This is a genomic window from Thermomonospora echinospora, assembly GCF_900108175.1.
GTDB classification, from domain to species: domain Bacteria; phylum Actinomycetota; class Actinomycetes; order Streptosporangiales; family Streptosporangiaceae; genus Thermomonospora; species Thermomonospora echinospora.
This window is the reverse complement of the sequence record NZ_FNVO01000001.1, coordinates 201792-226420: the sequence shown is the minus strand read 5'-3', so window position 1 is coordinate 226420 and position 24629 is coordinate 201792. Positions and strand designations below refer to the sequence as shown.

21 protein-coding genes and 1 pseudogene are annotated in these 24629 nt (G+C 74.5%); 10 read left to right on the top strand and 12 right to left on the bottom strand.

Annotated elements, in window-relative coordinates; all coding sequences use genetic code 11:
- Positions 1–65 precede the first annotated feature (65 nt).
- Both C4U03_RS01055 and C4U03_RS01050 read right to left on the bottom strand, forming a co-directional pair.
- Positions 66–992: a carbon-nitrogen hydrolase family protein gene (locus C4U03_RS01055; RefSeq protein WP_103935689.1), complete on the bottom strand. Its 927-nt coding sequence runs from the start codon at positions 990–992 to the stop codon at positions 66–68.
- A 54-nt stretch (positions 993–1046) separates the two neighbouring features.
- Positions 1047–1844, bottom strand: a complete 798-nt coding sequence (locus tag C4U03_RS01050; RefSeq protein WP_103935688.1) for an SRPBCC family protein — start codon at positions 1842–1844, stop codon at positions 1047–1049.
- A 178-nt stretch (positions 1845–2022) separates the two neighbouring features.
- On the opposite strand from C4U03_RS01050, the gene C4U03_RS01045 reads away from it, so the two are divergent.
- Positions 2023–2880 (top strand): polysaccharide deacetylase family protein, encoded by an 858-nt coding sequence (locus C4U03_RS01045; protein WP_103935687.1) that lies wholly within the window; start codon positions 2023–2025, stop codon positions 2878–2880.
- Between the two features lie 117 nt (positions 2881–2997).
- On the opposite strand, the gene cutA is transcribed toward C4U03_RS01045, so the two are convergent.
- The 5 genes from cutA to C4U03_RS01020 form a co-directional block, all read right to left on the bottom strand.
- Complete coding sequence (gene cutA, locus C4U03_RS01040; protein ID WP_103935686.1) at positions 2998–5421, bottom strand: aerobic carbon-monoxide dehydrogenase large subunit; 2424 nt, start codon at positions 5419–5421, stop codon at positions 2998–3000.
- Positions 5418–5921, bottom strand: a complete 504-nt coding sequence (locus C4U03_RS01035) for a (2Fe-2S)-binding protein (protein WP_103935685.1) — start codon at positions 5919–5921, stop codon at positions 5418–5420. Before C4U03_RS01035 ends, cutA begins: the two co-directional genes overlap by 4 nt.
- Positions 5918–6796, bottom strand: a complete 879-nt coding sequence (locus C4U03_RS01030; protein WP_103935684.1) for an FAD binding domain-containing protein — start codon at positions 6794–6796, stop codon at positions 5918–5920. The genes C4U03_RS01035 and C4U03_RS01030 overlap by 4 nt, the downstream gene beginning before the upstream one ends.
- A gap of 5 nt (positions 6797–6801) precedes the next feature.
- Positions 6802–8352: a uracil-xanthine permease family protein gene (locus C4U03_RS01025; RefSeq protein WP_103935683.1), complete on the bottom strand. Its 1551-nt coding sequence runs from the start codon at positions 8350–8352 to the stop codon at positions 6802–6804.
- A 239-nt stretch (positions 8353–8591) separates the two neighbouring features.
- Positions 8592–10355, bottom strand: coding sequence for a PucR family transcriptional regulator (locus tag C4U03_RS01020; RefSeq protein WP_103935682.1), 1764 nt, complete (start codon positions 10353–10355; stop codon positions 8592–8594).
- Positions 10356–10672: 317 nt separating this feature from the next.
- Here C4U03_RS01020 and C4U03_RS01015 point away from each other — a divergent pair, with 317 nt between their 5' ends.
- From C4U03_RS01015 to C4U03_RS01005, 3 genes are all read left to right on the top strand, one after another.
- Positions 10673–11521 (top strand): oxamate carbamoyltransferase subunit AllH family protein, encoded by an 849-nt coding sequence (locus C4U03_RS01015; protein ID WP_235017549.1) that lies wholly within the window; start codon positions 10673–10675, stop codon positions 11519–11521.
- A gap of 246 nt (positions 11522–11767) precedes the next feature.
- Positions 11768–13213, top strand: coding sequence for an FdrA family protein (locus C4U03_RS01010; protein WP_103935680.1), 1446 nt, complete (start codon positions 11768–11770; stop codon positions 13211–13213).
- A 100-nt stretch (positions 13214–13313) separates the two neighbouring features.
- Positions 13314–14723 (top strand): YlbE family protein, encoded by a 1410-nt coding sequence (locus C4U03_RS01005; protein ID WP_103935679.1) that lies wholly within the window; start codon positions 13314–13316, stop codon positions 14721–14723.
- 162 nt (positions 14724–14885) lie between these two features.
- On the opposite strand, the gene C4U03_RS01000 is transcribed toward C4U03_RS01005, so the two are convergent.
- The gene (locus C4U03_RS01000) at positions 14886–15584 is read right to left on the bottom strand and encodes a TetR/AcrR family transcriptional regulator (protein ID WP_103935678.1); all 699 of its coding nucleotides are present in this window, start codon (positions 15582–15584) and stop codon (positions 14886–14888) included.
- A gap of 83 nt (positions 15585–15667) precedes the next feature.
- Here C4U03_RS01000 and C4U03_RS00995 point away from each other — a divergent pair, with 83 nt between their 5' ends.
- The 4 genes and pseudogenes from C4U03_RS00995 (at position 15668) to C4U03_RS00980 (ending at position 19831) form a co-directional block, all read left to right on the top strand.
- On the top strand, positions 15668–17116 hold the full coding sequence (locus C4U03_RS00995) for an MFS transporter (protein WP_103935677.1): 1449 nt from the start codon (positions 15668–15670) through the stop codon (positions 17114–17116).
- A 50-nt stretch (positions 17117–17166) separates the two neighbouring features.
- Positions 17167–18078, top strand: a complete 912-nt coding sequence (locus tag C4U03_RS00990; RefSeq protein ID WP_103935676.1) for an aldose 1-epimerase family protein — start codon at positions 17167–17169, stop codon at positions 18076–18078.
- A pseudogene (locus tag C4U03_RS00985) lies at positions 18075–19211 on the top strand (DUF6986 family protein); the annotation flags it as partial. The gene C4U03_RS00990 and the pseudogene C4U03_RS00985, both read left to right, overlap by 4 nt.
- A gap of 98 nt (positions 19212–19309) precedes the next feature.
- Positions 19310–19831: an XdhC family protein gene (locus C4U03_RS00980; protein WP_103935674.1), complete on the top strand. Its 522-nt coding sequence runs from the start codon at positions 19310–19312 to the stop codon at positions 19829–19831.
- Positions 19832–19843: 12 nt separating this feature from the next.
- Here C4U03_RS00980 and C4U03_RS00975 read toward each other — a convergent pair whose 3' ends face one another.
- Genes C4U03_RS00975 through C4U03_RS00960 form a run of 4 tightly spaced genes read right to left on the bottom strand, consistent with a single transcriptional unit; the run spans position 19844 to position 22798 of the window.
- The gene (locus tag C4U03_RS00975; RefSeq protein WP_103935673.1) at positions 19844–20323 is read right to left on the bottom strand and encodes a nitroreductase family deazaflavin-dependent oxidoreductase; all 480 of its coding nucleotides are present in this window, start codon (positions 20321–20323) and stop codon (positions 19844–19846) included.
- 47 nt (positions 20324–20370) lie between these two features.
- The gene (locus C4U03_RS00970; protein WP_235017547.1) at positions 20371–20940 is read right to left on the bottom strand and encodes a nucleotidyltransferase family protein; all 570 of its coding nucleotides are present in this window, start codon (positions 20938–20940) and stop codon (positions 20371–20373) included.
- Entirely contained in the window at positions 20937–21584 is a 648-nt protein-coding gene (locus tag C4U03_RS00965) for a response regulator transcription factor (protein ID WP_103935671.1), read from the bottom strand. Before C4U03_RS00965 ends, C4U03_RS00970 begins: the two co-directional genes overlap by 4 nt.
- Positions 21581–22798 carry a sensor histidine kinase gene (locus C4U03_RS00960; RefSeq protein WP_103935670.1) on the bottom strand — a complete coding sequence of 406 codons (1218 nt, stop codon included), beginning with the start codon at positions 22796–22798 and terminating at the stop codon, positions 21581–21583. The genes C4U03_RS00965 and C4U03_RS00960 overlap by 4 nt, the downstream gene beginning before the upstream one ends.
- Positions 22799–22909: 111 nt before the next feature.
- On the opposite strand from C4U03_RS00960, the gene C4U03_RS00955 reads away from it, so the two are divergent.
- Together C4U03_RS00955 and C4U03_RS00950 are read left to right on the top strand one after the other, a co-directional pair.
- On the top strand, positions 22910–23824 hold the full coding sequence (locus C4U03_RS00955) for an ABC transporter ATP-binding protein (protein ID WP_103935669.1): 915 nt from the start codon (positions 22910–22912) through the stop codon (positions 23822–23824).
- Positions 23821–24606, top strand: a complete 786-nt coding sequence (locus C4U03_RS00950) for an ABC transporter permease subunit (protein WP_103935668.1) — start codon at positions 23821–23823, stop codon at positions 24604–24606. The genes C4U03_RS00955 and C4U03_RS00950 overlap by 4 nt, the downstream gene beginning before the upstream one ends.
- The last annotated feature ends 23 nt before the right edge of the window (positions 24607–24629 follow it).

Below are 24629 nucleotides of genomic sequence, written 5' to 3'. Positions count from 1 at the left end.
GTCGTGCCCGGCCGGGCGGATCACGTCGCCTACCGGGCCCGGCGCACGGTCGCGGACCCGCCTCCTCAGGGGCGCGAGGGCGGTGACCCGTACGGACTGTAGGGAAAGGTGGTCTGTGCCGGGCCGAGCAGGTCGGCGGCGTGCTTGTCGTACAGCTCCAGGTTCCGCTCGGCCAGGTGGTCGAAGGGCTGCGGCACCGAGGAGCCGGGGGTGAGCGAGGCCATCGCGGCGGCGGGGTCGAGGCGGGCCGCCACCCACGACTCCTGGGTCGCGGCGCGCGCCACCACCTCGGCGATCGGGGTCACGATCAGCGAGTTGCCGAAGTACAGGACGCCGGCCGGGTCGGCGCCCACCGCGTTGGCGGCCACCACGTAGACGTGGTTGTCGTAGGCGCGGGCCCGGGTGGTCAGCTCCCAGATGTCGGCCGAGCGCAGCAGGGCCGAGGGCCGGCAGATCACCTCGGCGCCGCGCACCGCCTGGATCCGCCACAGCTCGGGGAAGTCGCCGTCGAAGCAGATCGCCATGCCGATGCGGCCCAGCGCGGTGTCCACCACGCACACGTCCGTGCCGGCGGTCACCCAGCCGCCCCGGCGGGCGTCCTCCCCGCCGAACGGGTGCGTCTTGCGGTAGACGCCCAGCACGTCGCCCCGCGGGCCGACCAGCACCGCCGCGTTGTGCACCACGCCGGGCGACCCGCCCCGCTCGTAGGTGCCAAAGCACACGTGCACGCCGAGGTCGCGGGCGGCCTCCTGGAGGGGCTCGGTGACGGGCCCGGGGATCTGCGACATCAGCGACCACAACTCGCCGGCCGGCACGCCCGGGGTGAACCCGGTGGTGCACGACTCCGGCAGCACGACCAGCTCGGCGCCGGTGGCGGCCACGCAGCGCCCGGTCCAGGCCACGGCCTTGTCCAGGTTCTCGCGGACCGTCCGCTCGGTCAGCGGCCCGGCGGCCGGCGCGAACTGCACCGCGGCCGCGGTGAACGGCCTCATCACCCCACCGTCCTCTCTGCGTCCCGTGATCGCAAGACGCCGCTCAGGCGCCGCTCAGGCGCCGCCGCGGCGACGCCCCAGGGCGTACCCGACGACCACCCCCGCTAGCGCCACCAGGCCGCCCGCGCCGAACGCGATCGTCATCGGCCCGGCGATCCGCTCCGGCCCGGCCGCCGGCTCGGCGGCCCGGCCGTAGAACATCGCCCCGGGCACCGGAGCCTGCGCGGGAGCCGCCTGCGCGGAGGCAGCCTGAACGGGGGTCGCCTGCGGGGAGGCCGCCTGCACAGGGACCGCTTGGGCGGGAGCCGCCTGTACGGGGGCCGCTTGGGCGAGGGTCGGCGGAACGGCCGCCGGTGCCGGGGGCGCCTGCCGCGAGGCCGCCTCGGCGGGCGCAGCCTCGGCGAAGGCCGGGACCGGGGCGGTCAGGACCCGTTCGACGGCGGCGAAGAACTCCCCGGCCGTCCTGCGGGCGACGCTGCCGAGCATCCGCTGCCCGACGCCGCCGATCATGCCGCCGACCACGGCGTCCGCGTCGTAGTCGACCCGGGTACCGTCCGCGCCCTCCGACAGCCGGACGTTGACGGTGGCCTCGACCGTACCGGGCGCGCCCTGCCCGCGGGCGCGCAGCACGAACGAGTGCGGCGGCTCGGGCTCGGCGAGCGCCACCTGCCCGACGTAGGTGCCCCGGACGGAGGCGACCCCCGCGGTGATCGTCATCTTGTACGCGCCGGCACCCACCGCCTCCAGGCTGTGGCAGCCGGGGATGCTGCTGGCCAGCACGGCCGGGTCCTGCAGCGCATCCCAGACCCGGGGTAGCGGCGCGGCGAGGGTGGCACTCCCGGTGACCTTCATGTCCCGACCCTAGGAAAAACGTCCCGCCGTGACGAATGGCAAGAACTGCCGAGCGAGTCGCGCGCCTTTGTCACGCTTGATGTGCGAACCTTCCTGCGCGCCCCCGCGTCAACCGATGCGGGCGTCCCCCCACACCCGATCGGACACCGGTCGGTCGCCCCCTGAGGAGGTTCCGGCTATGCGAGGGAAGATTCCCCTGGTCGCCTGCCTGGTCGCGGGCGTGCTGGGGGTCGGTGCGGGCGCCTGGCCCGAGGTTCGCACCCACGCCGCCGCCGACACCGCGCCCTCGCTGCGGGAGGATCTGACCGCGCTGCTGGCCGACCAGGGGTGGGAACGTCCCAAGCCCGGAAGCTGGACCGTCGAGCAGGCCGCCGACATCCCCCGGGGGCCGGTGCCGACGATCCGGAAGATCACCACCCAGGACCGGGTGGTGTTCCTGACGATCGACGACGGCTACGAGTACGACCCGGAGTTCGTCAAGCTGGTGCGGCAGCACAAGGTGCCCATCCTGACCTTCCTGACCTCCACCTACGTCAAGGGGCAGGGCCAGTACTTCTGGTCGCTGCGCAACGCCGGGTCCCGGATGGAGAACCACTCGGTGACGCACCCGGCCATGAACACCCTGCCGCTGGAGCAGCAGCGCAAACAGATCTGCGACGCCTCGGCCACCATCACCCAGCAGTACGGCATGCGCCCGGTGTTCTTCCGCCCGCCGTTCGGCGCCATGAACGAGCTGACCCAGCAGGCCGCCAAGGAGTGCGGCATCAAACTGATCATGCTGTGGAACACCGAGTTCTACAACGGCACCACCGGGCCCGGGGTGGGCTTCAACGGGTTCGCCCGCGGCGACGGCGGCGGCAAGGGCTTCCAGCCCGGCGACATCGTGCTGATGCACTACCGCAAGGGCCTGGCCCAGCAGTTCCAGATGATCCTGGGCTGGATCAGGCAGCAGGGGTTCCGGCCGGCGGCGATCGAGAACTACATCCCGCGCTCGCTGGGCGGCAACGCGCCCGACACCGCCACCACGGTCAAGTAGTACACGGTCGGGCAAGCCCCGGGATGAGGACACGATCGTGCAAGCCCCAGGGCGCGGGCACGGCCGAGCAAGTCTCAGGACCGGGACACGGTCGGGCAGGCCCCAGCGCGCGGCGCGTCAGACCCGTACCCGGGGCAGGCGCAGCCCGGGGTCGGCCGCGGCGCGCCGCCGCAGCCGGAACAGCCCGTCCGGGCTGAGCGGCATGGCGTCCACCCGGATGCCCTCGGCGTCCTCCACGGCGGCGGCGATCACCGCGGAGACCGGGATCACCCCGGCCTCCCCCGCGCCCTTGATGCCCAGCGGGTTCAGCGGCGACGGCGTCTGCAGGTGGTCGGTCGCCACGTGCGGGATCTCGGTGGCGTACGGCATCAGGAAGTCCATGAACGAGGCGTTGAGCAGTTGCCCGGCCTCGTCGTAGACCATCCGCTCGTACAGCGCCCCGGCCACGCCCTGCGCCACTCCCCCATGGATCTGGCCCTCCACGATCCGCGGGTTGATCAGCCGCCCGCAGTCGTGGACGACCGCGTACCGCAGGATGCGGATCTCTGCGGTGTCCGGATCGGTCTCGACCACCGCCGCGTGCATACCGGCGGCAAACGTCGACCGCACCGGGGAGTAGTAGTCACGGCCCTCCAGCCCCGGCTCCTGCCCCTCCGCGACCGGCGGCTCGTCCGGTGATCCACCCGTTGCGAACTGGGTGGCGCGCTGGGCCTCGTCGTCGAAGGCGTACCGCAGCGGGTTGGCCAGCACCGCCACGGTGCGCAGCGGGATGCAGGCGGTGGTGTCGCCCCGTACGTGCACCGTCCCGTCGGTGATCTCCAGGTCGCGGGGGTCGGCCTCCAACGCCTCCCCGGCAATGCGCAGCGCCTTGTCGCGCAGCCGCCGGCAGGCCAGCGCGATGGCGTTGCCGCTCAGCACGGCCGCCCGGGAGGCGAACGTGCCGACCGCGTACCCGAACCGGCGGGTGTCGCCGGTGGTCACCGTGACGTCCTCGATCGGGACGCCCAGCTCGGCGGCCGCGATCTGCGCGAACACCGTCTCGTGACCCTGGCCCTGGGAGGTCAGCCCGGTGGACACGTGCACCCGCCCGCCGGAGTCGACCTCGACGTGCCCGCCCTCGTACGGGCCGACGCCGGTGCCCTCGACGTAGCAGCCGAGCCCGATGCCGATCCGGCGGCCCCGCCGCGCGGCCGCCGCCCGCTCCCGCTCGAAGCCGTCCCAGCCGACCAGCTCCTTGATCATGTCCAGCATCCGCGGGTAGTCGCCGGAGTCGTAGATCAGCGGGCGCCCGTCCTGGAAGGTCAGGCCCTGGTCGTAGGGGAACTCCCCGGGCGCGATGAAGTTGGCCGCCCGCACGTCGGCGCGGTCCAGGCCCAGATGGGCGGCGATGCGGTCCATCGTCCGCTCCATGCAGAACACGCCCTGCGGCCGTCCCGCGCCCCGGTAGGGGGTGACGATGACCGTGTTGGTGTACAGGCTGGTGAACTCCACCCGGTAGGCGTCCGGCTTGTAGGGGCCCAGCAACTGGGTGGAGGTGATGATCGGGACGATGATGCCGTACGGGGTGTAGGCGCCGTGGTCGTGCAGGATCCGCACGTCCAGGCCCCGAATCCGGCCGTCGTCGTCGAACCCGACCCGCACGAACTGCACCTGGCCGCGTTCGTGCGCGGCGGACACGAAGTGCTCGCGGCGGTCCTCGGTCCACTTGACCTCGCGGCCCAGCAGCCGGGCCGCCCAGGGCACCAGCACCTCCTCCGGCCACGGATGGACGATCTTCACGCCGAACCCGCCGCCCACGTCCGGGGCGATCACCTCCACCTTGGTCTTGGGCAGGCCGAGCCGGGCGGCGACGGCCATGCGGACGCTGGTGGAGGTCTGGGTGGAGGAGTAGACCCGCAGTGACCCGTCGTCGGCGTCCCAGCGCGCGTACACCCCGCGCCCCTCCAGCGGCATGGCCGCGCTGCGCTCGATGTCCAGCCGGAACTCCAGCCGGTGCGGGGCGGCCTCCACCGCGGCGGGCGCGTCGCGCCCGGCGGCGTCCCGCGTCTGCTGGACCAGGTGCGCGCCGACGTTGCCGGGCACGTCGTCGTGGACCAGGCGCCCGGCCGCCGCCGCGTTCTCGATGCCGACGACCGGGGGCAGCACCTCGTACTCGACGCGGATCCGCTCGGCGGCGTCCTCGGCCAGGTAGCGGTCGCGCGCCACCACCATGACGACCGGCTCGCCGGCGTACCGGACGATGTCGCGGGCCAGCGGGTATCCGGTGCGGCCGTGGGTCAGCGCCGGGTGCGGGATCAGCAGCGGCAGCGGCTCGCCCACCGGGCCGGGCAGGTCCTCCCAGGTGTAGACGGCCACCAGCCCGTCGACGTCCAGCGCCGCGTCCACGTCGATGCCGGTGATGCGGGCGTGCGCGTGCGGCGAGCGCACGAACGCCACGGCGAGCGCGTCCCGGCCCAGGTCGTCGAGGTAGCGGCCCTGCCCGGTGAGCAGGCGGGGGTCCTCGCGCCGAGCGATCGGCTCCCCGAACATCGAGGTGCTCATAGGGTGGGCTCCCTTCCGGCCTCGGCGATGAGGTCGGCGGCGCGGTGCACGGACTTGACGATGTTCTGGTAGCCGGTGCAGCGGCACAGGTTGCCGGAGATGCCCTCCAGCACCTCCTCCTCGGTCGGGCGGGGGTTGTCGCGCAGCAGGGCGGTGACCGTGCACAGGAAGCCGGGGGTGCAGAACCCGCACTGCAAGCCGTGGCACTCCTGGAAGGCCCGCTGCACCGGGGACAGCTCCCCGCCGGTGGCCAGCCCCTCCACGGTGGTGATCTCGTGCCCGTCCGCCGTCACGGCCAGCATCAGACAGGACCGCACCGGCTCGCCGTCCAGCAGCACCGTGCAGCAGCCGCAGACGCCATGCTCGCAGCCGACATGGGTGCCGGTCAGGCCGAGGTCGTGGCGCAGGAAGTCCGACAGCAGCCGCCGCGCCGGGGCGGCGGCCTCACGGTACGTCCCGTTGACCGTCATCGCGATCCGGTGGGTCCGCTCGCCGTTCATCGCTCTCCCGGCAGTGCGTTGCGGGCCGCCTCGGCCAGCGCGCGCTCGGTGAGCACGCCGGCGAGATGGCGGCGGTAGTCGGCTCCGGCGTGGATGTCGCCGTCGGGCCGCACCCGCCCGGCGGCGTCGGCTCCGGCCAGGGACCAGTCGGCCGCGCCGGGCGGGCGGCCCGCCTGCCCCCGCGTGGCGGGCTCGGTCAGGTCCAGCACCAGCGGGGTGTCGGCGACGCTGAGGTAGGCGGCGCGGGCGGCGCGGACCCGCAGGTCGTCGTCGAGGGCGACCAGGGCGGCCACCCCGACCAGCGCGTAGTCGCCGTGGCGGCGGGCCACCTCGGCGAAGGCCGTACCGGTCTGCGGCGGCAGCGCCGGGAAGAACGCCGAGACGGCCAGTTCGCCCGGGGCCAGCGCGCACTCCAACGGCCCGGTGAAGAAGCCGGCGGCCTCGATGGTGCGGCGCCCGCCGGACGAGGCGGCCTCCACGGTGCCGCCGAGCAGCGCCAGGACGGCGGGCAGCTCGGCGGCCGGGTCGGCGTGCACCAGGCTGCCGACGACCGTGCCCCGGTTGCGGATGACCGGATGAGCGACGTGCCGCAGCGCCTGGCGCAGTAGGGGCTGCACCGCCGCCGCCTCGCCGGAACGCTCCACCCTCGCGTGCCGGGCCAGCGCCCCCACCCGCACCCCCGCCGCGGTGACCTCCAGCGTGTCCAGTTCGGCGACGCCGTTGACGTCCACCAGCCGGTCGGGCGCGGCCAGCCGCATGTTGAGCAGGGGGATCAGGCTCTGGCCTCCGGCGAGGACCTTCCCGCCCCCGGCGAGAGCGTCCAGCGTCTCGCCGAGGGTCCGGGGGGCCTCGTAGTCGAACGGCGGCGGTTTCAAGCGTGCTACACCGGCCTTTCCCTGGCGGCCTCGTCGGCGTCATCGGCCCTGTCGGCCCTGTCGGCCCTGTCGGCCCTGTCGGCCCTGTCGATGCTGTCGGTGGTCTCGGCGGTGCCGGCCGCACTGGCCGTGGGGTCCTTCTCGAAGCCGACCTCGCCGTAGGAGACCTCCTGCCCGCCGCCGACCCGGACGGAGATCGCCCGTAGCAGGTGATACCCGGCCAGTACCACGATGGTGCCCAGGGCGATGCCCTCCAGCTTGAAATCCTCGCTGATGGGGTGCACCACCGGGCCGATGGCCAAGATGACGCCCGCGCCCACCGGCACCATGTTGACCGGGTCGGCGAAGTCCACCCGGGACTCCACCCAGATCTTGGCGCCGAGTAGGCCGATCATCCCGTACAGGATGACGGTGACGCCGCCGAGCACCCCGCCGGGGGTGGCCGCGACCAGCGCGCCGAACTTGGGGCACAGGCCGAACAGGATCGCGATGACCGCCGCCACGTAGTAGGCCGCCGTCGAGTAGACCCGGGTGGCCGCCATCACCCCGATGTTCTCGGCGTAGGTGGTGGTGGGCGAGCCGCCCACCGAGGTGGCGGCCACGGTGCCGACGCCGTCGGCGAAGATCGCCCGGCCGATCAGCGGGTCCAGGTCGGCGCGGGTCATCTCGCCGACCGCCTTGACGTGCCCGGTGTTCTCCGCGATCAGCGCGATCACCGCGGGCAGCACCAACAGCACCGCCGACATTTTGAAGTCGGGGGCGTGCATGTCCGGCAGCCCGAACCAGGCCGCCTCCCGCACCCCAGCGAAGCTCACCCGGTCATGCGGGAACGCGGTCGCCAGGCAGTAGGGTCCCTCGGCCGGGCACGGGGCGCCGGCCGCGTCGCGCAGGTTGGCGCCCGGCAGCACAGAGGTGATCTGGCCGAACAGGTCCAGCACCCACGACAGCACGAAGCCGAAGACCAGGCCGAGCAGGATGGAGATCCGGCCGACGAACCCGCGGAAGGCCACCATGACCACGAACACGAAGGTCATCGTGATCAGGGCGACCCAGTGGTCCTGCGGCCAGTAGGTGTCGGCCACCACGAACGCCAGCCCGAACCCGATCAGCATCACCACCGCGCCGGTGACCGGCGGCGGGAACACCCGGTGGATGACCTGCGGCCCGAGGAAGTGGACGACCAGCCCGGCGGCCGCCAGCACCAGCCCGGCGACCAGGATCGCCCCGGTCACCACCGCGTCCCCGGCGGCGCCGTCCACCCCGGCGCGGATGGCGAACACCCCGCCCACGAACGAGGCGCTGGTGCCCAGATAACTGGGGACCCTGCCCTGCACGATCAGCAGGAACAGGATCGTCGCCACGCCCGACATCATCACCGCGAGGTTCGGGTCCAGCCCCATCACCAGGGGGAACACGAACGTCGCGCCGAACATGGCGACGACGTGCTGGGCTCCCAGGCCCGCCGTCCGCGGCCAGCTCAGCCGCTCGTCCGGCCTGACCACCTCGCCCGGCGCGGGGCTGCGCCCGTCACCGTGCACCTTCCAGCCGAATGCCATTCCCGCTCCCTCGGTATCGGCGGTGGGCCCGGTGTCCTCCGGTCTCGACCCGCCGCGATGTCGTCCACGGCCGTCCACGGCCGTCCGTGGCCGCCCGTGAAGAATGCCGCAGCGACGTCTATCCGGGGAAAATAGACGGAACCGCAGGGGGCATCATCGGCGACATCTGCCAAACAGGGCGGTCGTCATTGTGCACTCACTGTGCTCCAGATCACATCCGTGTTAACGGCGGGGTCCGGCTAGATCCCCCGCATCCGCAGCACGTGTAGCGCCAGGGTGAGATTCAGCCGCAGGTGGGCGTCCTCGGTGAACGGGCCCAGCATCCGTTCCAGCTTGCCGATGCGGTAGCGCAGGGTGTTGTAGTGGAAGTGCAGGCGGCGCGCGGTCTCGGCCACGTTCAGGTTGGTCTCCAGCAGCACCTGCAGGGTGCGGCGCAGGTCCATCGCCTCGGGCTCGTCGTCGTCGGCCAGCTCGCCGAGCGTCTCCCGTACGAACACGTGCAGCTCGGCCGGGTCGGAGACCAGGCTCAGCAGCCGGTAGACGCCCAGCTGGTCGAAGTGGGCGCGAGCCCCGTCGCCGTGCATCTGCCGGCCGACCCGCACCGCCTTGACGGCCTGCTCGTAGGCCTCGGGCAGCTCGGCCGGAGAGGTCACCGTCCGGCTGATCCCGGTGGAGAAGGTGCGGCGCGGGCCGTGCGGCTCGGCGAACACCGCCGCCGCCTCCTTGACCAGCACGGACAGGTCAGGCGCGGGCTGGGCTCCGGACCCGCCCGCGGCGCCCGGAGCGCCCGGAGCGCCCACTATGGCGACCACCTCGTGGGCGAAGCTGGCCACGGCGCCGTGCCGGTCGTGCCGCCGCACCACCGTCGTCCACGCGCCCGCGAGCCGTTCCTGCACCATCCGCTCGTCGGTGCCACGCGAGCGCGCGGGCGCCTCGCCGCCCGGCTCGCCGCCGCGCCCGCCGCGGCCCCGGCCGTCCGGCTCGCCGCCGATCCGGCCGTCGAGCTCGGCGACCAGCACGGCCATCGGGCGGTCCAGGTCCCAGCCGAACCCGGCGCAGTGCGCGATCACCCGGTCGTCGTCGCCGGCCCGCCCGACCAGCACGTCGCGCAGGAAGTCGGCGCGGTACTTGCTCTCCACGGCGGCGACCGCCTGCTGCTTGGTGATCAGCAGCGCGACCACGGTGGCGGCCCGCTCCAGGATGCCCACCACGTCGGTCTCGCGTAGCCCGCCGCCGGGGCTGTGGGCGACGATGCGGCCGTGGTCGAAGCCGCCGGCCAACACCGGCACCATCAGGTGGTCGCCGGCCTGTACGGTGCCCGCGGGACCGTCCCACGACAGCATGGCCCGCAACTGCTCGTCGGGGCCGGAGCCGGCCAGCATCCGCCGTTCCCCGTCCATGGCGACCACGGCCACCTCCAGCAGGGCGGCGACCTCGTCCACGACCTCCTGCAGCCCGCCCCCGCTCAGCACGATCTGCACCAGCGCCCGGTGCACCTCCTCGGTGCGGGCCAGCACCGCGGCCTGCCGGTTGAGGATGTCGGTGAGCACCTGGTTGAGGATGTCGTCGAACCCCACGTCGCTGGGCAGCAGGATGAGCGGGAAGCCCAGCCGGTCGGCCTGCTCGATCATCCGCTGCGGCAGCCCGTCCAGATAGCGGCCCAGCTTGACGGCCAGCGCCGCCAGCCCGCGCGCGTCGAGGTCGGCGACCAGGTCGTCCAGCGCCTGCGGGGTGTTGCGCAGCGGATAGCCGGTGGTCAGCAGCAGTTCGTGCGGCTTGACCCAGGCCAGGATGTCGGGCACCTCCATCACGTTGAGGCGCTGCACGATGCGGTCCAGCCCGGACCGGCCGCCGATCAGGCGGGCCCCGGTCAGGGTGGACACGCCGAGCACCTCCCCCACCGACAGCCCGTAGGTCAGCGTGCCGGTGCTGGCCAGCCGGAGTGCAGGGGGACCGGGATCGGCGGTGGGGTAGGACCGGTCGGTGAGCTTGTCGGGGAGCATGTCAGGGGTCTCCTGCCGGTGTACGCGGATGCCCGGTTGGGGCCGGTCCGCACTCGTCCGCGCTCAACCCTGACAAGAAATACGAAGCCTGACAACCATCCTTGGCACGTTTCTCCATACGTCCGGACTAGGCCAGAGTCTACGTTTCCCAGAAAACGACGTCTGGAGGGCTTGTGACTGCCGTCATGCGCGAGCCGGTCTCCCTGCCAACCCGGCAGCGGCCCCGGCCCCCGCTAGCGGGCGCGGCGCGATCCGCCGCATCCGTCATCCCGGGCGCCGCCCGGACCGCAGGACCGGACATCCCCGGTGCGGCCGGTGTGAGCCTGCGCGACCTTCTCGACCCGCCGCGGACACCGGGCCGGGTCATCGCCGCCTTCCCCGCGGCCCTGTACCTGGAGATGCGCACGGCCGCCGAGCCGCGGGTGCTGGCCGTGGTGTGCAGCGACGCGGTACGGCTGCCAAACTCGGTGGTCATCGCCGCCGGCAGCCGGGACCGGCCGCTGCGCTCGATCCACGAGGGCGAGGAGGCCTGGGCCGGCGACGGCCTGGTCGAGGTCGGCGCGCTGCGCGTGCGGGTGCGCCGCTGGTGGGACCCCTCGCCGACGCTGGGCCCGGTGGCCCTGGCACGGCTCACTCACGGGGTGCGCGAGCTGGAGGCCGCCCTCGCCGACGCTCGGTTCGGGCTGGCCGGACACCCCGACCCGCACCTGCTGGCGGGCCGGTGCGCCGACGGCGATCTGGCCGGTGCCGTCGAGGCCGCCGAGCGCATCGTGGGCCTGGGTCCCGGCCTGACCCCCAGCGGCGACGACGTGCTGGCCGCGCTGCTGGTCGCGCTGCGCGCGCTGGGCGGCTCGGTGCAGCACGGCCGCACCGCGCTGTGGCTGGCCGACTGGCTGGGCGCCGCGGTCACTGCCGACGCCGAGACCCGCACCACCACGCTGGCCGCCACGCTGCTGCACTGCGCCGCCGACGGCCAGGCCAGCGCGGAGGTCATCGCTGTGCTGCGCGGGATCGCCGGGCTGGAACCACTCGCCCCGGCCCTGCGCCGGCTGCTGGCCGCCGGCCACACCTCGGGCGCCGACCTGGCCTTCGGCCTGCTGGCCGGCTGCCGCGCGGTGCTGACCCTGTCGCTCACCGCGTTGAAGGGCCACAGGGCGTCCGCATGACCGCCCGTAGCCGCACGGCCTCCGGACCGAGGATGGGCCAGGCGCCGGAGACGAGCGCCTCACCGCGACAAAGAGGGGCGGCGTGCGCAGCGGGCTGCGGACCACGGAGCGAAGCGCCGCGATGAACGCGAGCAGCCGCACGACGCCCGGGCCGAGGAGGGGGCAGCGCCGGAAACGGGCGCCCTCGACGCGACGAAGGAGGGCGGCGTGCCTGCAAGGCCGCCGAATGCGGAGCGGAGTGATGCGGTGAACTCGTGGGTCGAGGTCCGGAGCGGGGCCTACCGCGATTCGGTCACCCTGATGCGGGTGAGCCGGACGCTGGCCGAGCGTGACGGGGTCACGGCGGCGATGGTCGCCATGGCCACCGAGCTGAACCTCGACCTGCTGACCCAGCAGGGCTTCGCGGTGCCCGCCGGAGCGGGGCCCAACGACCTGGTGGTGGCGATCCGGGGCGTCGGCGAGGCCGCCGTCGACGGGGCCCGGCGAGCGCTGGACGGGCTGCTGGCCGAGGTCCCCGCGCCCGCCGCGCCGGGGATCGCGGAGACCGAGCCGCCCCGGACCGCCGGCGCGGCCGCCCGCCGGCTCGGTGAGCCCGGCGGGCTGGCGCTGGTGTCGGTGCCCGGCCGGTACGCGTTCGTCGAGGCGATGGATGCGCTGACGGCCGGGCTGAACGTCATGGTGTTCAGCGACAACGTCCCGCTGCACCAGGAGGTGGCGCTCAAGGAGGCGGCCGGGCGGCGGGGCCTGATCGTGATGGGGCCCGACTGCGGTACGGCGGTGATCGGCGGGGTGGGGCTGGGGTTCGCCAACGCGGTCCGGCCCGGCCCGGTGAGCCTCGTGGCCGCCTCGGGCACCGGCGCCCAGCAGATGATGTGCCTGCTGGACACCGCCGGCGTGGGGGTGCGCCACGTGCTGGGGGTCGGCGGCCGTGACCTGTCGGCGGAGGTGAGCGGGCGGTCCACGCTGGCCGCGCTGGCCGCCCTGGACGCCGACCCGGCCACCGAGCTGATCGCCGTGGTGACCAAGCCGCCCGCGCCCCGGGTGGCCGACCTGGTGCACTCGGCGGCCCGCAGGCTCGACACCCCGGTGCGGTTCGCGATGCTCGGCGAGGACTCCGCGGACCTGACCGCCTCCACCGAGGAGGTGCTGACCACGCTCGGCCGCGCGGCGCCCCGCTGGCCGTCCTGGCCGGCGGACCGGCGCACGGCGCGGCCGCGGCCGGGTGCGCTGCGCGGGCTGTTCGCCGGCGGCACGCTGTGTGCGGAGGCCGCCCTCGTCGCCCGCCGGGTACTGGGGCCCGCATTCGGCTCCGGCGGCCACCGGCTGATCGACTTCGGCGACGACGGGTACACCCGGGGCCGCGCCCATCCCCTGATCGATCCGACGCTGCGGCTGGAACGGCTGGCCGCCGAGGCCGCCGACCCGGCCTGCGCGGTGCTGCTGCTGGACGTGGTGCTGGGGTACGGGGCCGAGCCGGATCCGGCCGCGCTGCTGGCCCCGGCGGTGGAGTCGGCGCTGGAGCGCCGGGACGACCTGCGGATCGTGGTGTCGCTGTGCGGGACGCCGGCCGACCCACAGGACCGGGACCGGCAGGCCGCCGCGCTGCGGGCCGCCGGGGCCGACGTGTTCGTCTCCAACGCCGCCGCGGCCCGGTACGCGGCCGGCCTGGCCCGGAACGGAGGTGGGCGATGATCGCGGGCGGCCGTACGACGTCCGGACCGGGGGGCGGCGGAGCGCCGGGAACGGGCGCCGCACCGCGGCGGGGGCGCCTGGCGCGGCGTGGAGCGGCGCGATGAACGGGCGGCTGGGCGGGCTGCTGGGCCGCGAGCCGCGGGTGGTGGCCGTCGGCGCGCCCGCGCTGGCCGAGGCGCTGGAGCAGCAGGCCGTCGCGGTGCAGCCGGTGGACTGGCGTCCGCCGCCCGCCGAGGCGGTGGACGCGCTGAACGCGGTGCTCGGCGACCCCCGGCACGCCACCGCCAACGCCACGGCGGTGGGGCGCATGCTGGCGGCCCGCCCGCGGCTGGTGGACGTGCGGCCCGCCGGTGAGGTGCTGGGACTGGAGCCCGGCCTGTTCCTGCACGCAGGTCCGCCGCTGGAGTGGGACCGCGCGTCCGGCCCGATGCGTGGCGCGCTGATCGGCGCCATGCTGCTGGAGGGGCTGGCCGCCTCCCCCGAGGAGGCGGAGCGGTCGCTGGCGGCCGGGACGGCCCGGCTGGACTCCTGCCACCACCACGCCGCGGTGGGGCCGATGGCGGGCGTGGTCAGCCCGTCCATGTGGATGTTCGTGATCGAGGACACCGAGAACGGGGCGGCGCGCCGGTCGTACTGCTCCCTCAACGAGGGCCTGGGCAAGGTGCTGCGGTACGGGGCGTACGGCCCGGAGGTGATCGAGCGGCTGCGCTGGATGGGCGCGGTGCTCGGACCGGTGCTGCGGGACGCCGTGCGCCGGCACGGCCCGGTGGACCTCACCGCGATCACGGCGCAGGCCTTGCAGATGGGCGACGAGCTGCACAACCGCAACCGGGCGGCGACCTCGCTGCTGGTGCGGGAGCTGGCGGGCGACATCGTGCTGGCCGGCGCGCCGCCGGACCGGCTGGCCGAGGTGCTGCGGTTCGTGCACGGCAACGACCACTTCTACCTGAACCTGGCGATGGCGGCGGCCAAGGTGAGCGCGGACGCGGCGCGCGGGGTGCCCGGCTCCAGCCTGGTGGTGGCGATGGCGCGCAACGGCACCGACTTCGGGATCCAGGTGTCGGGCACCGGCGACCGCTGGTTCACCGGCCCGGCGGGCACTCCGGACGGCCTCTACCTGGGCTCCTACGGGCCGGCCGACGCCAATCCCGACATCGGCGACTCGACGATCATGGAGACCGCCGGGCTGGGCGGGTTCGCGATGGCGGCGGCGCCGGCGATCGTGCGGTTCGTGGGCGGCGAGGTGCCGGACGCGCTGGCCGCCACCCGGCGGATGCGGGAGATCACGCTGGCCGAGCATCCGGTGTTCCAGGTGCCGATCCTGTCGTTCCGCGGCACCCCGACGGGCGTGGACGTGACCCGGGTGGTACGTACCGGGATCCTGCCGGTGATCAACACCGGGATGGCGGGCCGGGTGGCCGGTACCGGCCAGGTCGGCGCCGGGCTGGTGGAACCCCCGGCGCAGGTGTTCACCGCGGCGCTGCACGCCCTGGCCACGCAGGCCCGCTGACTCGTCCGCGGCGGGACGCCCCGTCCCGCCGCGCCATCGCTCCGAACGGTGGACGCCCACCGGACACCGTCGGTGCGGCGGCGTGCGAACGATTGCGCACGAAAGGGCGCACGAAAGGATGACACCGGCCCGAACGGTCCCGTGCCGATGGGCGCCCGGCCCTCAGCCCCCCGAGCCGGGGGGCGCCGGGGCGGCCGGCCCCTGGCCGGCAGGGGCCATCGTCTCCACGGCGGCCATCAGCAGGTCGACGCCGAAGGCGTAGTAGCCCTCCACGTCCGGCTCCTCGACCAGCGTCCGCCCGTACTCCACCAGGCAGGGGAACTCGCCGGGCGGCAGCGACTCCAGTTCCAGCCGGTGCGTGCGCCGCCACTGGCCGGCGTCCTGCTCCGAGAGCCCCGGGGGTCCGGTCGGGTCATTGGCCACCAGTGCGGTCGCGCCGTTGAGCAGGTACGAGGCGACCTGGTAGGCGCGCTGGGGCGGATACCCGGCCTCGGCCAGCAGGCCCAGCGCGTAGTCGGTGGCGCGCTGGAAGCTCTCCGAACGCTGCTTGGACACCGCCTGGTGGATCGAGGGCACCCAGCGGTGCCGCCGCAGCACCCCGACCAGCGCGGCCAGGACGATGCGCAGCCGCCGCTGCCAGGGCTCGCCGACGGCCGGCGCGGCGATCAGCTGCCCGAAGACCGCGTCGAGGATGCCGATGAGCAGCTCCTCCTTGTTCTTGAAGTGCCAGTAGAGCGCCATCGGGGTGACGCCCAGCTCCTGGGCCAGCCGCCGGATGGTGACGGCCTCGATCCCCTCGGCGTCGGCGAGCTCCAGCGCCCGCGCCACGACCGTTTCCCGCGTCAGCTTGTCCGGTGCCACTTGACGACTATACGCCGTACATGCTCTCCTGTGCGATGTACATGTACGGCGTACAAGTACGACGTACAGGAAATGGAGATCCGATGAACGACCCGCGGCGGTGGCTCGCGCTCGGCGCGGTGGCGCTGGCCACCTTCATGACCTATTTGGACAACAACGTCGTCAACGTCGCGCTCCCCTCGATCCAGCGCGACCTGGGGCTGACCATCTCCGGCCTGGAGTGGATCGTCAGCGGCTACATCCTGGTGTTCGCCGGGCTGCTGCTGGTCGGCGGGCGGCTGGCGGACGTGTTCGGGGTGCGCCGGGCGCTACTGGCCGGGCTGGCCGTCTTCACGGTGTCCTCACTGGTGGCCGGGCTGGCCAGCGGCCAGGAGATGCTGATCGCCGCACGCGCCGTGCAGGGCGTGGGCGCGGCGCTGCTTACCCCCGCCGCGCTGGCGGTGCTGCCGGCGATGTTCCCCGACCCGCGCGAGCGCGGCCTGGCCATCGGCATCTGGGGCGGGGTCGGCGCGCTGGCCCTGGCGATCGGCCCGTTCACCGGCGGGCTGCTCAGCGAGCACGCCCACTGGGGCTGGATCTTCCTGATCAACGTGCCGATCGGCGCCGTCACCGCCGCGCTGGCGCTGGCCGGCGTGCGTGGGGTGCCCGGCGGGCGCGGCGCCTCGTGGCGGCGGCTGGACCCGGCCGGCCTGGCCACCTCGGCGACCGCGCTGTTCGCGCTGACGTTCGCGCTGATCGAGGGCGAGTCGCGGGGCTGGACCTCGGGCGTCATCCTGGGCTGCTTCGCGGTGTCCGCACTGGCGGCGGCGCTGTTCGTGGTGGCCGAGCGCCGGACCGCCGACCCGATGATCGACCTGTCGCTGGTACGGCACCGGGTGTTCTCCGGCGGGCTGCTGGCGATGGGGCTGTGGTCATTCGGGATCTTCGGCATCTACTTCTTCACCGCGCTGTACCTGCAGGGCTCGCTGGGCTTCAGCCCGACGGAGGCGGGCGCGGCGTTCGTGCCGATGGCGCTGGTGATGGCGGTGGTGGCGCCGTTGTCGGGCCGGGCGGCGGCCCGGTTCGGCGCGGCGGCCACGGTGGCGGCGGGCCTGGCGCTGATGGCGGTGGCGGTCGGCGCGATCTCCGGGGTCGGGGCCGGTGACGGCTACCCGGACCTGCTGCCCTGGTTCCTGCTGTACGGGCTGGGCGCGGGGCTGCTGCTGCCCCTCACCGACGTGGTCCTCGGGGTGCTGCCGGCCGACCGGGCGGGCGTGGCCTCGGGCACGCTCAACGTCTCGCGCGAGGTGTTCGGCCTGCTGGGCATCACCGTGCTGGGCGCCATCCTCAACTCCCGCCAGAGCGGCCACCTGCGCGACGGGCTCGCCCCGCAGGACGCCTTCCTGGAGGCCTACCAGTCCACCCTGCTCGTCGCGGCGGCGATCGTGGCGGTCGGCATCCCGCTCAGCCTGTACGCGCTGCGCGGCGCCCGCCCCGCCGTCACCATCGTCGCCGGGCCGGCCGAGGCCGTTCCGGAGCCCGCCGCACGCTGACCGCGTGGACGGCGCGCCTGTCGGACCCGGTTCAGGGTAGAAATCGGATCATGAGCGAACAGATCACCGGAAGCCAGTACGAAATCACCGCGGGGGCGTACCGGGCGGTGGTGACCGAGAGCGGGGCGGCGCTGCGGGAGCTGGCCTGGCAGGAGCGGCCGGTGATCCTGTCGCACGGCGCCGACGAGCCCGCCCCGGCCGCGCTGGGCCAGCTGCTGATCCCCTGGCCCAACCGGGTCGATCACGGGCGCTACACCCATGACGGGCAGACCTACCAGCTCGACATCAGCGAACCGGAGCTGGACTGCGCGATCCACGGGCTGGTGCGGTGGGCGCCCTGGACGGCGGTCGAGCACAAGCCGGACCGGCTGCGGCTCGTCCACCGGCTGCTGGGCTCGGCCGGCTACCCGTTCCGGCTGGACCTGGACGTCGAGTACACGCTGGCGGCGGACACGGGGCTCACCGTCCGGGTGACGGCGCGCAACAGCGGCGCCCGGACGGCCCCGTACGCGCATGGCATGCACCCGTACATCACGGTGGGCGAACCGATCGACGACTGCGAGGTGACCATCCCCGGCGACCGGTACCTCCCGGTGAACGACCGGATGATCCCGGAGGGACCCGCCCAGGACGTGACCGGCACCCCCTACGACCGCCGCAAGCCGGACCTGCTCGGCGCGCAGCAGATCGACAACGCCTACACCGGGCTGCACCGGGACGAGGCGGGCCGGGCCTGGGTGCGGCTGCGGGGCGGCGGGCGCGCGGTGTCGTTCTGGCAGGACGACGCCCAGCCCTGGCTGGAGATCTACACCGCCGACGCGCTGCCGGAGGGCCTGCGCCGCCGGGGCCTGGGGGTAGAGCCGATGACCGCCCCGCCGAACGCCCTCGCCAGCGGAATCGACCTGATCCACCTCGAACCGGGCCACACGACCACCGGTTCTTGGGGGATCATTGCAGGGTGAATCTGAGCGTTTCCTCGACCGAGGACCTGTCCGCGCGGATCGCGGCGGCGTCCGCCGAACATGACCGGCACTTCTCCGGCCCGGCCGGCGGACGGCAGCCGGTGCACACCGTGTACGTCCCGGCCGACCGGTTCTCCCGGACGACCCCGGCCGACTTCGGCGCCGAGGCGCTGCGCCTGTTCAACAACCACACCCCCGGCGCCGGCTCGTTCGGCACCGCGTTCGACATCGACCCGGACCTGGCGGGCACGGTGCGCGAGCGGGTGGCCGCCAAGCTGGCCGCCGAGCCGATCGAGGACCTGCGCATCGACTTCGAGGACGGCTACGGGGTGCGCCCCGACTCCGAGGAGGACGCGCACGTCGCTCAGGTCGTCGAGGCGGTGGCCGCCGCCTACCAGGTCAAGGGGCTGCCGCACTTCTGGGGACTGCGGGTCAAGTCCTTCGCCGACGGCGGCCACGAGCGGACCATGCGCACCCTGGACGGCTTCCTGACCCAGTTGCGCGACCGGCTGGGCCGGCTGCCCGGCGGCTTCGTGATCACCTTTCCCAAGGTGGTGATGCCCGAGCACGTGGAGATCTTCGCCGACTACCTGGACCGGCTGGAGGACGCGCTCGGGCTGCCGAACGGGATCCTGCGCTTCGAGGTGCAGATCGAGACCACCGAGGCGATCATCGACCACCGGGGCACGATCGGGGTGCGGGCGATCGCCGAGGCCGGCCGGGGGCGCATCACCGCCGCGCACTTCGGGGTCTACGACTACACCGCCGCACTGGGGCTGCCCCCCGACGAGCAGCGGATCGAGCATCCCGCCTGCGACTTCGCCCGCAACGTCATGCAGGTGGCGCTGGCGGGCACCGGCATCCGGGTCAGCGACGGGTCCTGCAACGTGGTGCCCCGCAACGACGGCCCCGACGAGGTCAACCGCACCTGGGCGGCGCACTCGGCGGGCGTACGGCACTCGCTGCGGCACGGCCTCTACCAGGGCTGGGACCTGCACCCGGCGCACCTGCCCAGCCGGTACGCCACCGTGTACGCCTTCCACCTGGCCGGGGTGGACGACGCGATCGGGCGGGTGCGGGCCTGGCGGGACCAGGTGGCGGGCAAGAACGGCGTGCTGGAGGAGCCCGCCACCGTCAAGGCCCTCAACGACCGGCTGCGCCGCGCCGTCGACTGCGGCGCCCTGGACGAGAGCGTGCTACCCGACTGAGCCACCGATGCGACACTGGGCGCATGAGCCACGTCCACGAAGACGACCCGGCCTGCGCGGTCGCGCACGGCGAGGTCAGGCCCGACACCAGTGACCGCACACTGGTGGCGGTGTTCGCCTCTCCGGTGGCGGAGTTCCTGCTGCGTTACGGGGCCGACCTGGGTTTCCGCACGCTGCTGCTGGAGCCCGACCCGGCCCGCGCGGCCGGCTGGGACGGGCCGAAGGTGATCACCGGGCCGACCGCCGACCTGGACGGGCGGGCCGACGTCGTCGTCACCGACCACCACCGCGACGAGCTCGGCCCGGTGCTGCGCGACCTGCTGGCCGTCCCGTCCCGCTGGATCGGCGTGATGGGCAACCCGCGCCACCCCGCCCCGCACGTCCCGGCGCTGCGGGCGCTGGGGGTGGCCGACGACGACATCGCCCGCGTGCACCGGCCGATCGGGCTGAACATCGGCTCGCGCACGCCCGCCGAGATCGCGGTGGCCACCCTGGCCGGGCTGCTGGCCGACCGCAACGGGCGCCCCGGCGGCTTCGAGTTCTGAGGCGGCCGGCGGTCAGGCGGGCTCGCAGATCACCACGGGGATGACGCGGTCGCCGGCCCATCGCTGGTAGTCGTCGAAGTCGGCGTAGACCGCCAGCAGGCGGGGCCACAGTTCGGCGCGTTCGGCGTCGTCGGCGGTGCGGGCGCGCATCCGCCACCGCCGCCGGCGGATCTGGACGGTCACCTGCGGGTCGGCCTGAACGTTGCGGTACCACTGCGGGTGGGTCGGCAGGCCGGCCTGCGAGGCGACCACCACGACGCGGTCGCCGTCGCGCATGTAGAGCAGCGGCCTGGTCCGCGGCAGCCCCGTCTTGCGCCCGGTGGTGGTGAACAGGCACACCGGGACGCCCCGCAGCCAGGCCGAGCCGATCCGCATCCGGCCTCCGACCAGCCCGCCCGTCGCGCGGTAGGCCCTCACGTGCGCTCTGCTCATCAGCTTCATGAACCGGGGCGTCCAGGACGCGTCGTGCGACCTGGGGCGCGGCTTGGGCATACGACCTCCACCAAAGTAAGCGGTTCCTTATCTTGGCACAGGCCCCGCTAGCCCAGTGCGGCGAGGTCGTCGGGAGTGTCGATGTCGTCGGGTGCGGCCACGTCGTCGCAGGGCACCCCGGTCACGAGCGCAGGGTGGGCGCGCAGGAACGGCCGGGCCCCCACGTCACCGACCGCGGACTCGGCCACCTCCGCGAAATACCGGCTGGAGATCAGCACCGGGTTGCGCGGCGTGCCCCCGTAGGTCGCCACGGCGATCGGCGCGCCCTCCCGGTGGGCGCGCACCAGCCGCCGCACCGCCTCGGAGGTCACCCGGGGCTGGTCGACCAGCGCGACCACCACGGCCGGGCAGCCCGGCGGCAGCGCGGCCAGCCCGGTGCGCAGCGAGGACCCCATCCCGGTGCGCCACTGCGGGTTGGGCACGACCACCGCCCCGACCACCTCGACCGGCGCCGCGCCGATCACCACCAGCACCGGCGAGCACCCGGCGGCGCGCAGCATCCGCACCCCCCGGTCGACCAGCCGCTCACCGTCCACCTCCACCAGCGCCTTGGGCCGCCCGAGCCGGCTGCCCTCACCGGCGGCCAACAGCAGCCCTGCCGGGGCCGCCGCCTTCACGACCCCGCCCCGGCGTCCCGGACCAGCAGGGCGACCTGCACTCGGTTCGCGCATCCCAGCTTGGCCAGGATCCGGCTCATGTAGGTCTTGATGGTCGTCTCGCTCATGTGCAGTCGCGCTCCGATCTCGGCGTTGGACAGTCCTTCGGCTACCAGCGACGCCACCTGCACCTCCCGGGCCGACAGCGCCGACAACCGCTCGGCCGCCCGGCGGCGCCCGGCCCGCTGCGGGCCGAGCAGGCCCAGCACCAGCCGGGTCACCGCCGGCGACAGGAACGCCTCCCCGGCGTGCACCGCCCGCACCGCGCGGACCAGTTCGTCGGGCGCGCAGTTCTTCAGCACGAACCCGGCGGCGCCGCCGTCCAGGGCGTCGCGCACGTTGGGCGCGTCGCCGAAGGCCGTCAGCATCAGCACGCGCACGTCCGGCGTCCGCCGGCGCAGCTCGGCCAGCGCGGCCAGCCCGTCCAGCCGCGGCATGCCGATGTCCAGCACGGCGACGTCCACCCGGTGCCGGATCGCCTGCTCCACCGCCGTCCGCCCGTCCTGCGCCACGGCGGTCACCTCGACGTCCTCGGCGGCGCCCAGCACGGCCCCGATCCCGGCCACGACCAGCGGCTCGTCGTCGGCGACCAGCACCCGGATCACGTTCCCCCCGTTCCCGCCGGGCCGACCGCCGACAGCAGGGCCGCGGCGGCGAGGACCAGGGTGGCGAAGCGGAGCCGGCGCAGTGCGCCCGCGCCGGCCGGCGGCTCGGGCCGGACCTCGGGCTCCGGCCCGGGCACGGCGTCCCCGGCCGCCGGGATCAGGGCCCGGAGCCGGAAGCAGGTCGCCGACCGCTCGACGTTCAGCAGCCCACCGGCCAGGCCCACCCGCTCGGCCAGCCCGGCGAGCCCGTGCCCCCTGCCGCCGTCCTCCGGGACGGGCCCGGCGGGCAGCTCGTTGCCGGCCGACAGCAGCAGGGCGCCGGGCTCCCACTCCAGCGACACCGTGACCGGCCGGCCGGGGGCGTGCTTGACCGCGTTGGTCAGCGCCTCCTCCACGACCCGGTACGCGGCCTCCCCCGCCGGTCCGTCCACCCGCCCGGGACGGCCCCGCACGCTCAACGCGACCGGCACCCCGGCGGCACGGAAGCCCGCGACCAGCGCGTCGATGTCGGCCGGTCCGTGCACGGGCCCGGCGGGCTCCGGCGGCCGGCGCAGCGCGCCGACCAGCTCGTGCAGTTCGTCCACGGCCTGGCGCGACGCGTCGGCTATCAGCCGGAGGGCCTCCTTGCGTTCCCGGTCGGACGGCTCCCCGGCCTCCAGGGCGGCCGCCTGCAGCGACACCAGGCCGAGCCGGTGCCCGAGCGAGTCGTGCACATCCCGGGCGATCCGCAGCCGCTCCTGCAGCCGCTCCCGCTCGGCGAGCAGTTCCCGCTCGTGGCGCAGCCGCCGGTTGTGCTCGTCCAGCGCGTCCACCAGCCGCCGGTGCTGGGCGAGGTACGCGCCGGCCGCCATGGGCAGCGCCAGGAGCACCACGCACTCGGCGGCGATCGCCGGCACCGGCATGCCTCGCTCGGCGATCCGCGCCCCGGCGTACCCGAGCATCCCGGCCAGGGCCAGCGCGGCGCCCGGCCGTGACGTCGCCACCCGGTGCCCGGCGTGGAAGCCCGACCAGACCAGTAGGGCGAGCGGCCCGCCCGACACCGCCGCCAAGCTCAGGGCGGCCAACAGCGCCCCGACCGAGGTGCGCGCCCGCAGCGCGAACACCAGCCCGAGCGCCGCGACGTAGACCGGCAGCACCCGGCCCGGCAGCCGGTCGGGGAACAGCCACACCGCGTCGACGAGAATCACCAGTGCGGCGGCAGCGATTCGGCCCATTCCTCAGAGGCTAGACCGTCGGCCGCCGCGTCGAGCCCGTCCACTTCGGTATCGGCGACCGTCGACTTTGGCGGACGGCGGCCGACCGCCGCCAGTTCCTACCGTGGCCGCGTGATAGAAGTCCGTGACCTCACCAAGAGATACGGCCGCAAGCTCGCCGTGGACGGGTTGTCCTTCTCGGTCCGCCCCGGCCGGATCACCGGTTTCCTCGGCCCCAACGGCGCCGGGAAGTCCGCCACCCTGCGGATGCTGCTGGGCCTGGACCGGCCCACCGCGGGACGGGCGCTCATCGACGGCCGCCCCTACCGGGAGCTGCCCGACCCGCTGCGGCGGGTCGGCGCGCTGGTGGAGCCCGGAGGCGTGCACCGGGGCCGCCGCGCCCGCCACCACCTGCTGTGGCTGGCGCGCAGCAACCGCATCCCCGCCGCCCGGGTCCGCGAGGTGATCGAGCTGACCGGGCTGGGACCGGCGGCCGGGCGCCGGGCCGGCGGCTTCTCGCTGGGCATGGCCCAGCGGCTGGGCATCGCCGCCGCCCTGCTCGGCGACCCGCCGGTGCTGCTGTTCGACGAGCCGGTCAACGGGCTGGACCCGGAGGGCGTCGTGTGGATCCGCACGCTGATGCGGGGGCTGGCCGCCGAGGGGCGCACGGTGTTCGTCTCCAGCCACCTGATGAGCGAGATGGCGCTGACCGCCGACCATCTGATCGTGATCGGCCGGGGCCGGCTGCTGGCCGACACCGCCATGGCCGACTTCGTCGAGCGCCACTGCGGCTCCTTCGTGCGGGTGCGCACCCCCGAGCCGGAGCGGCTGCTCGACGTGCTGGCCGGCGCGGGCGTCACGGCGCGGACCGGGGCCGACGGCGCGCTGGAGATCGCGGGCGGCGACCCGGCCGCGGTCGGCGAACTGGCCGCCGCGCACGGGCTGGCGGTGCACGAGATCGGCCTGCGCGCGGCCGGTCTGGAGGAGGCGTTCATGCGGCTCACCGCGTCGGCCGTGGAGTACTCCAGCGGGGAGGAGGGCCGGTGACCGCCCTCGGCCCGGCGTTCGCCGCCGAATGGATCAAGCTGCGGACCCTGCGGTCGAGCCACTGGGCGCTGTCGTCGGCGTTCGCGCTGAGCGTGGGGCTCGGCGTGCTGGCCGGGCGGTCGTTCAGCACTCGTTGGGAGAGTCTGCCGGCCGATCAGCGCAGTGGCTTCGACCCCACCGCCGTGGGCTTTTACGGAGTGGCCCTCGGCCAGCTCGCCGTGGTGGTGTTCGGGGTGCTGGCGGTCGGCACCGAGTACGGAGGGCACGGCGGCGGGACCATCCGTGCCTCACTGGCCGCGGTTCCCCGGCGCGGGCTGTTCTACGGCGCCAAGGTGCTGGCGGTCGCGGCGGCCGCCCTGCCGGTCTGCCTGCTGACCGCGTTCGCCGCCTTTTTCGCGGCGCAGGCGGCGCTCGGGCCGCACGGCACGGAGCTGGGCGGGGAGGGCGCGCTGCGCGCGACGCTGGGTGCGGCCGTCTACCTGACCCTGATGAGCCTCTTCGCGGTCGGGGTGACGACCCTGCTGCGCGGCTCGGCGCGGGCGATGGCGATCCTGCTGCCGCTGCTGTTCCTGGGCTCGCAGGGGCTCGGCAACGCCCCCGGGCTCCGCGCCGTCTCCCGGTACCTGCCCGACCAGGCCGGGATCGCGATGCTGCAGACCGGAGGGCGGGGAGTGCTGTTGCGGGATCCGCTGGGCCCGGCGGCCGGGCTGGCCGTCCTGCTGTGCTGGACGGCCGCCGCGCTTGTCGGGGGGTACCTGGTGCTGCGGCGCCGGGACGCCTGAGGCGGACGAGGACGGGCCGTCAG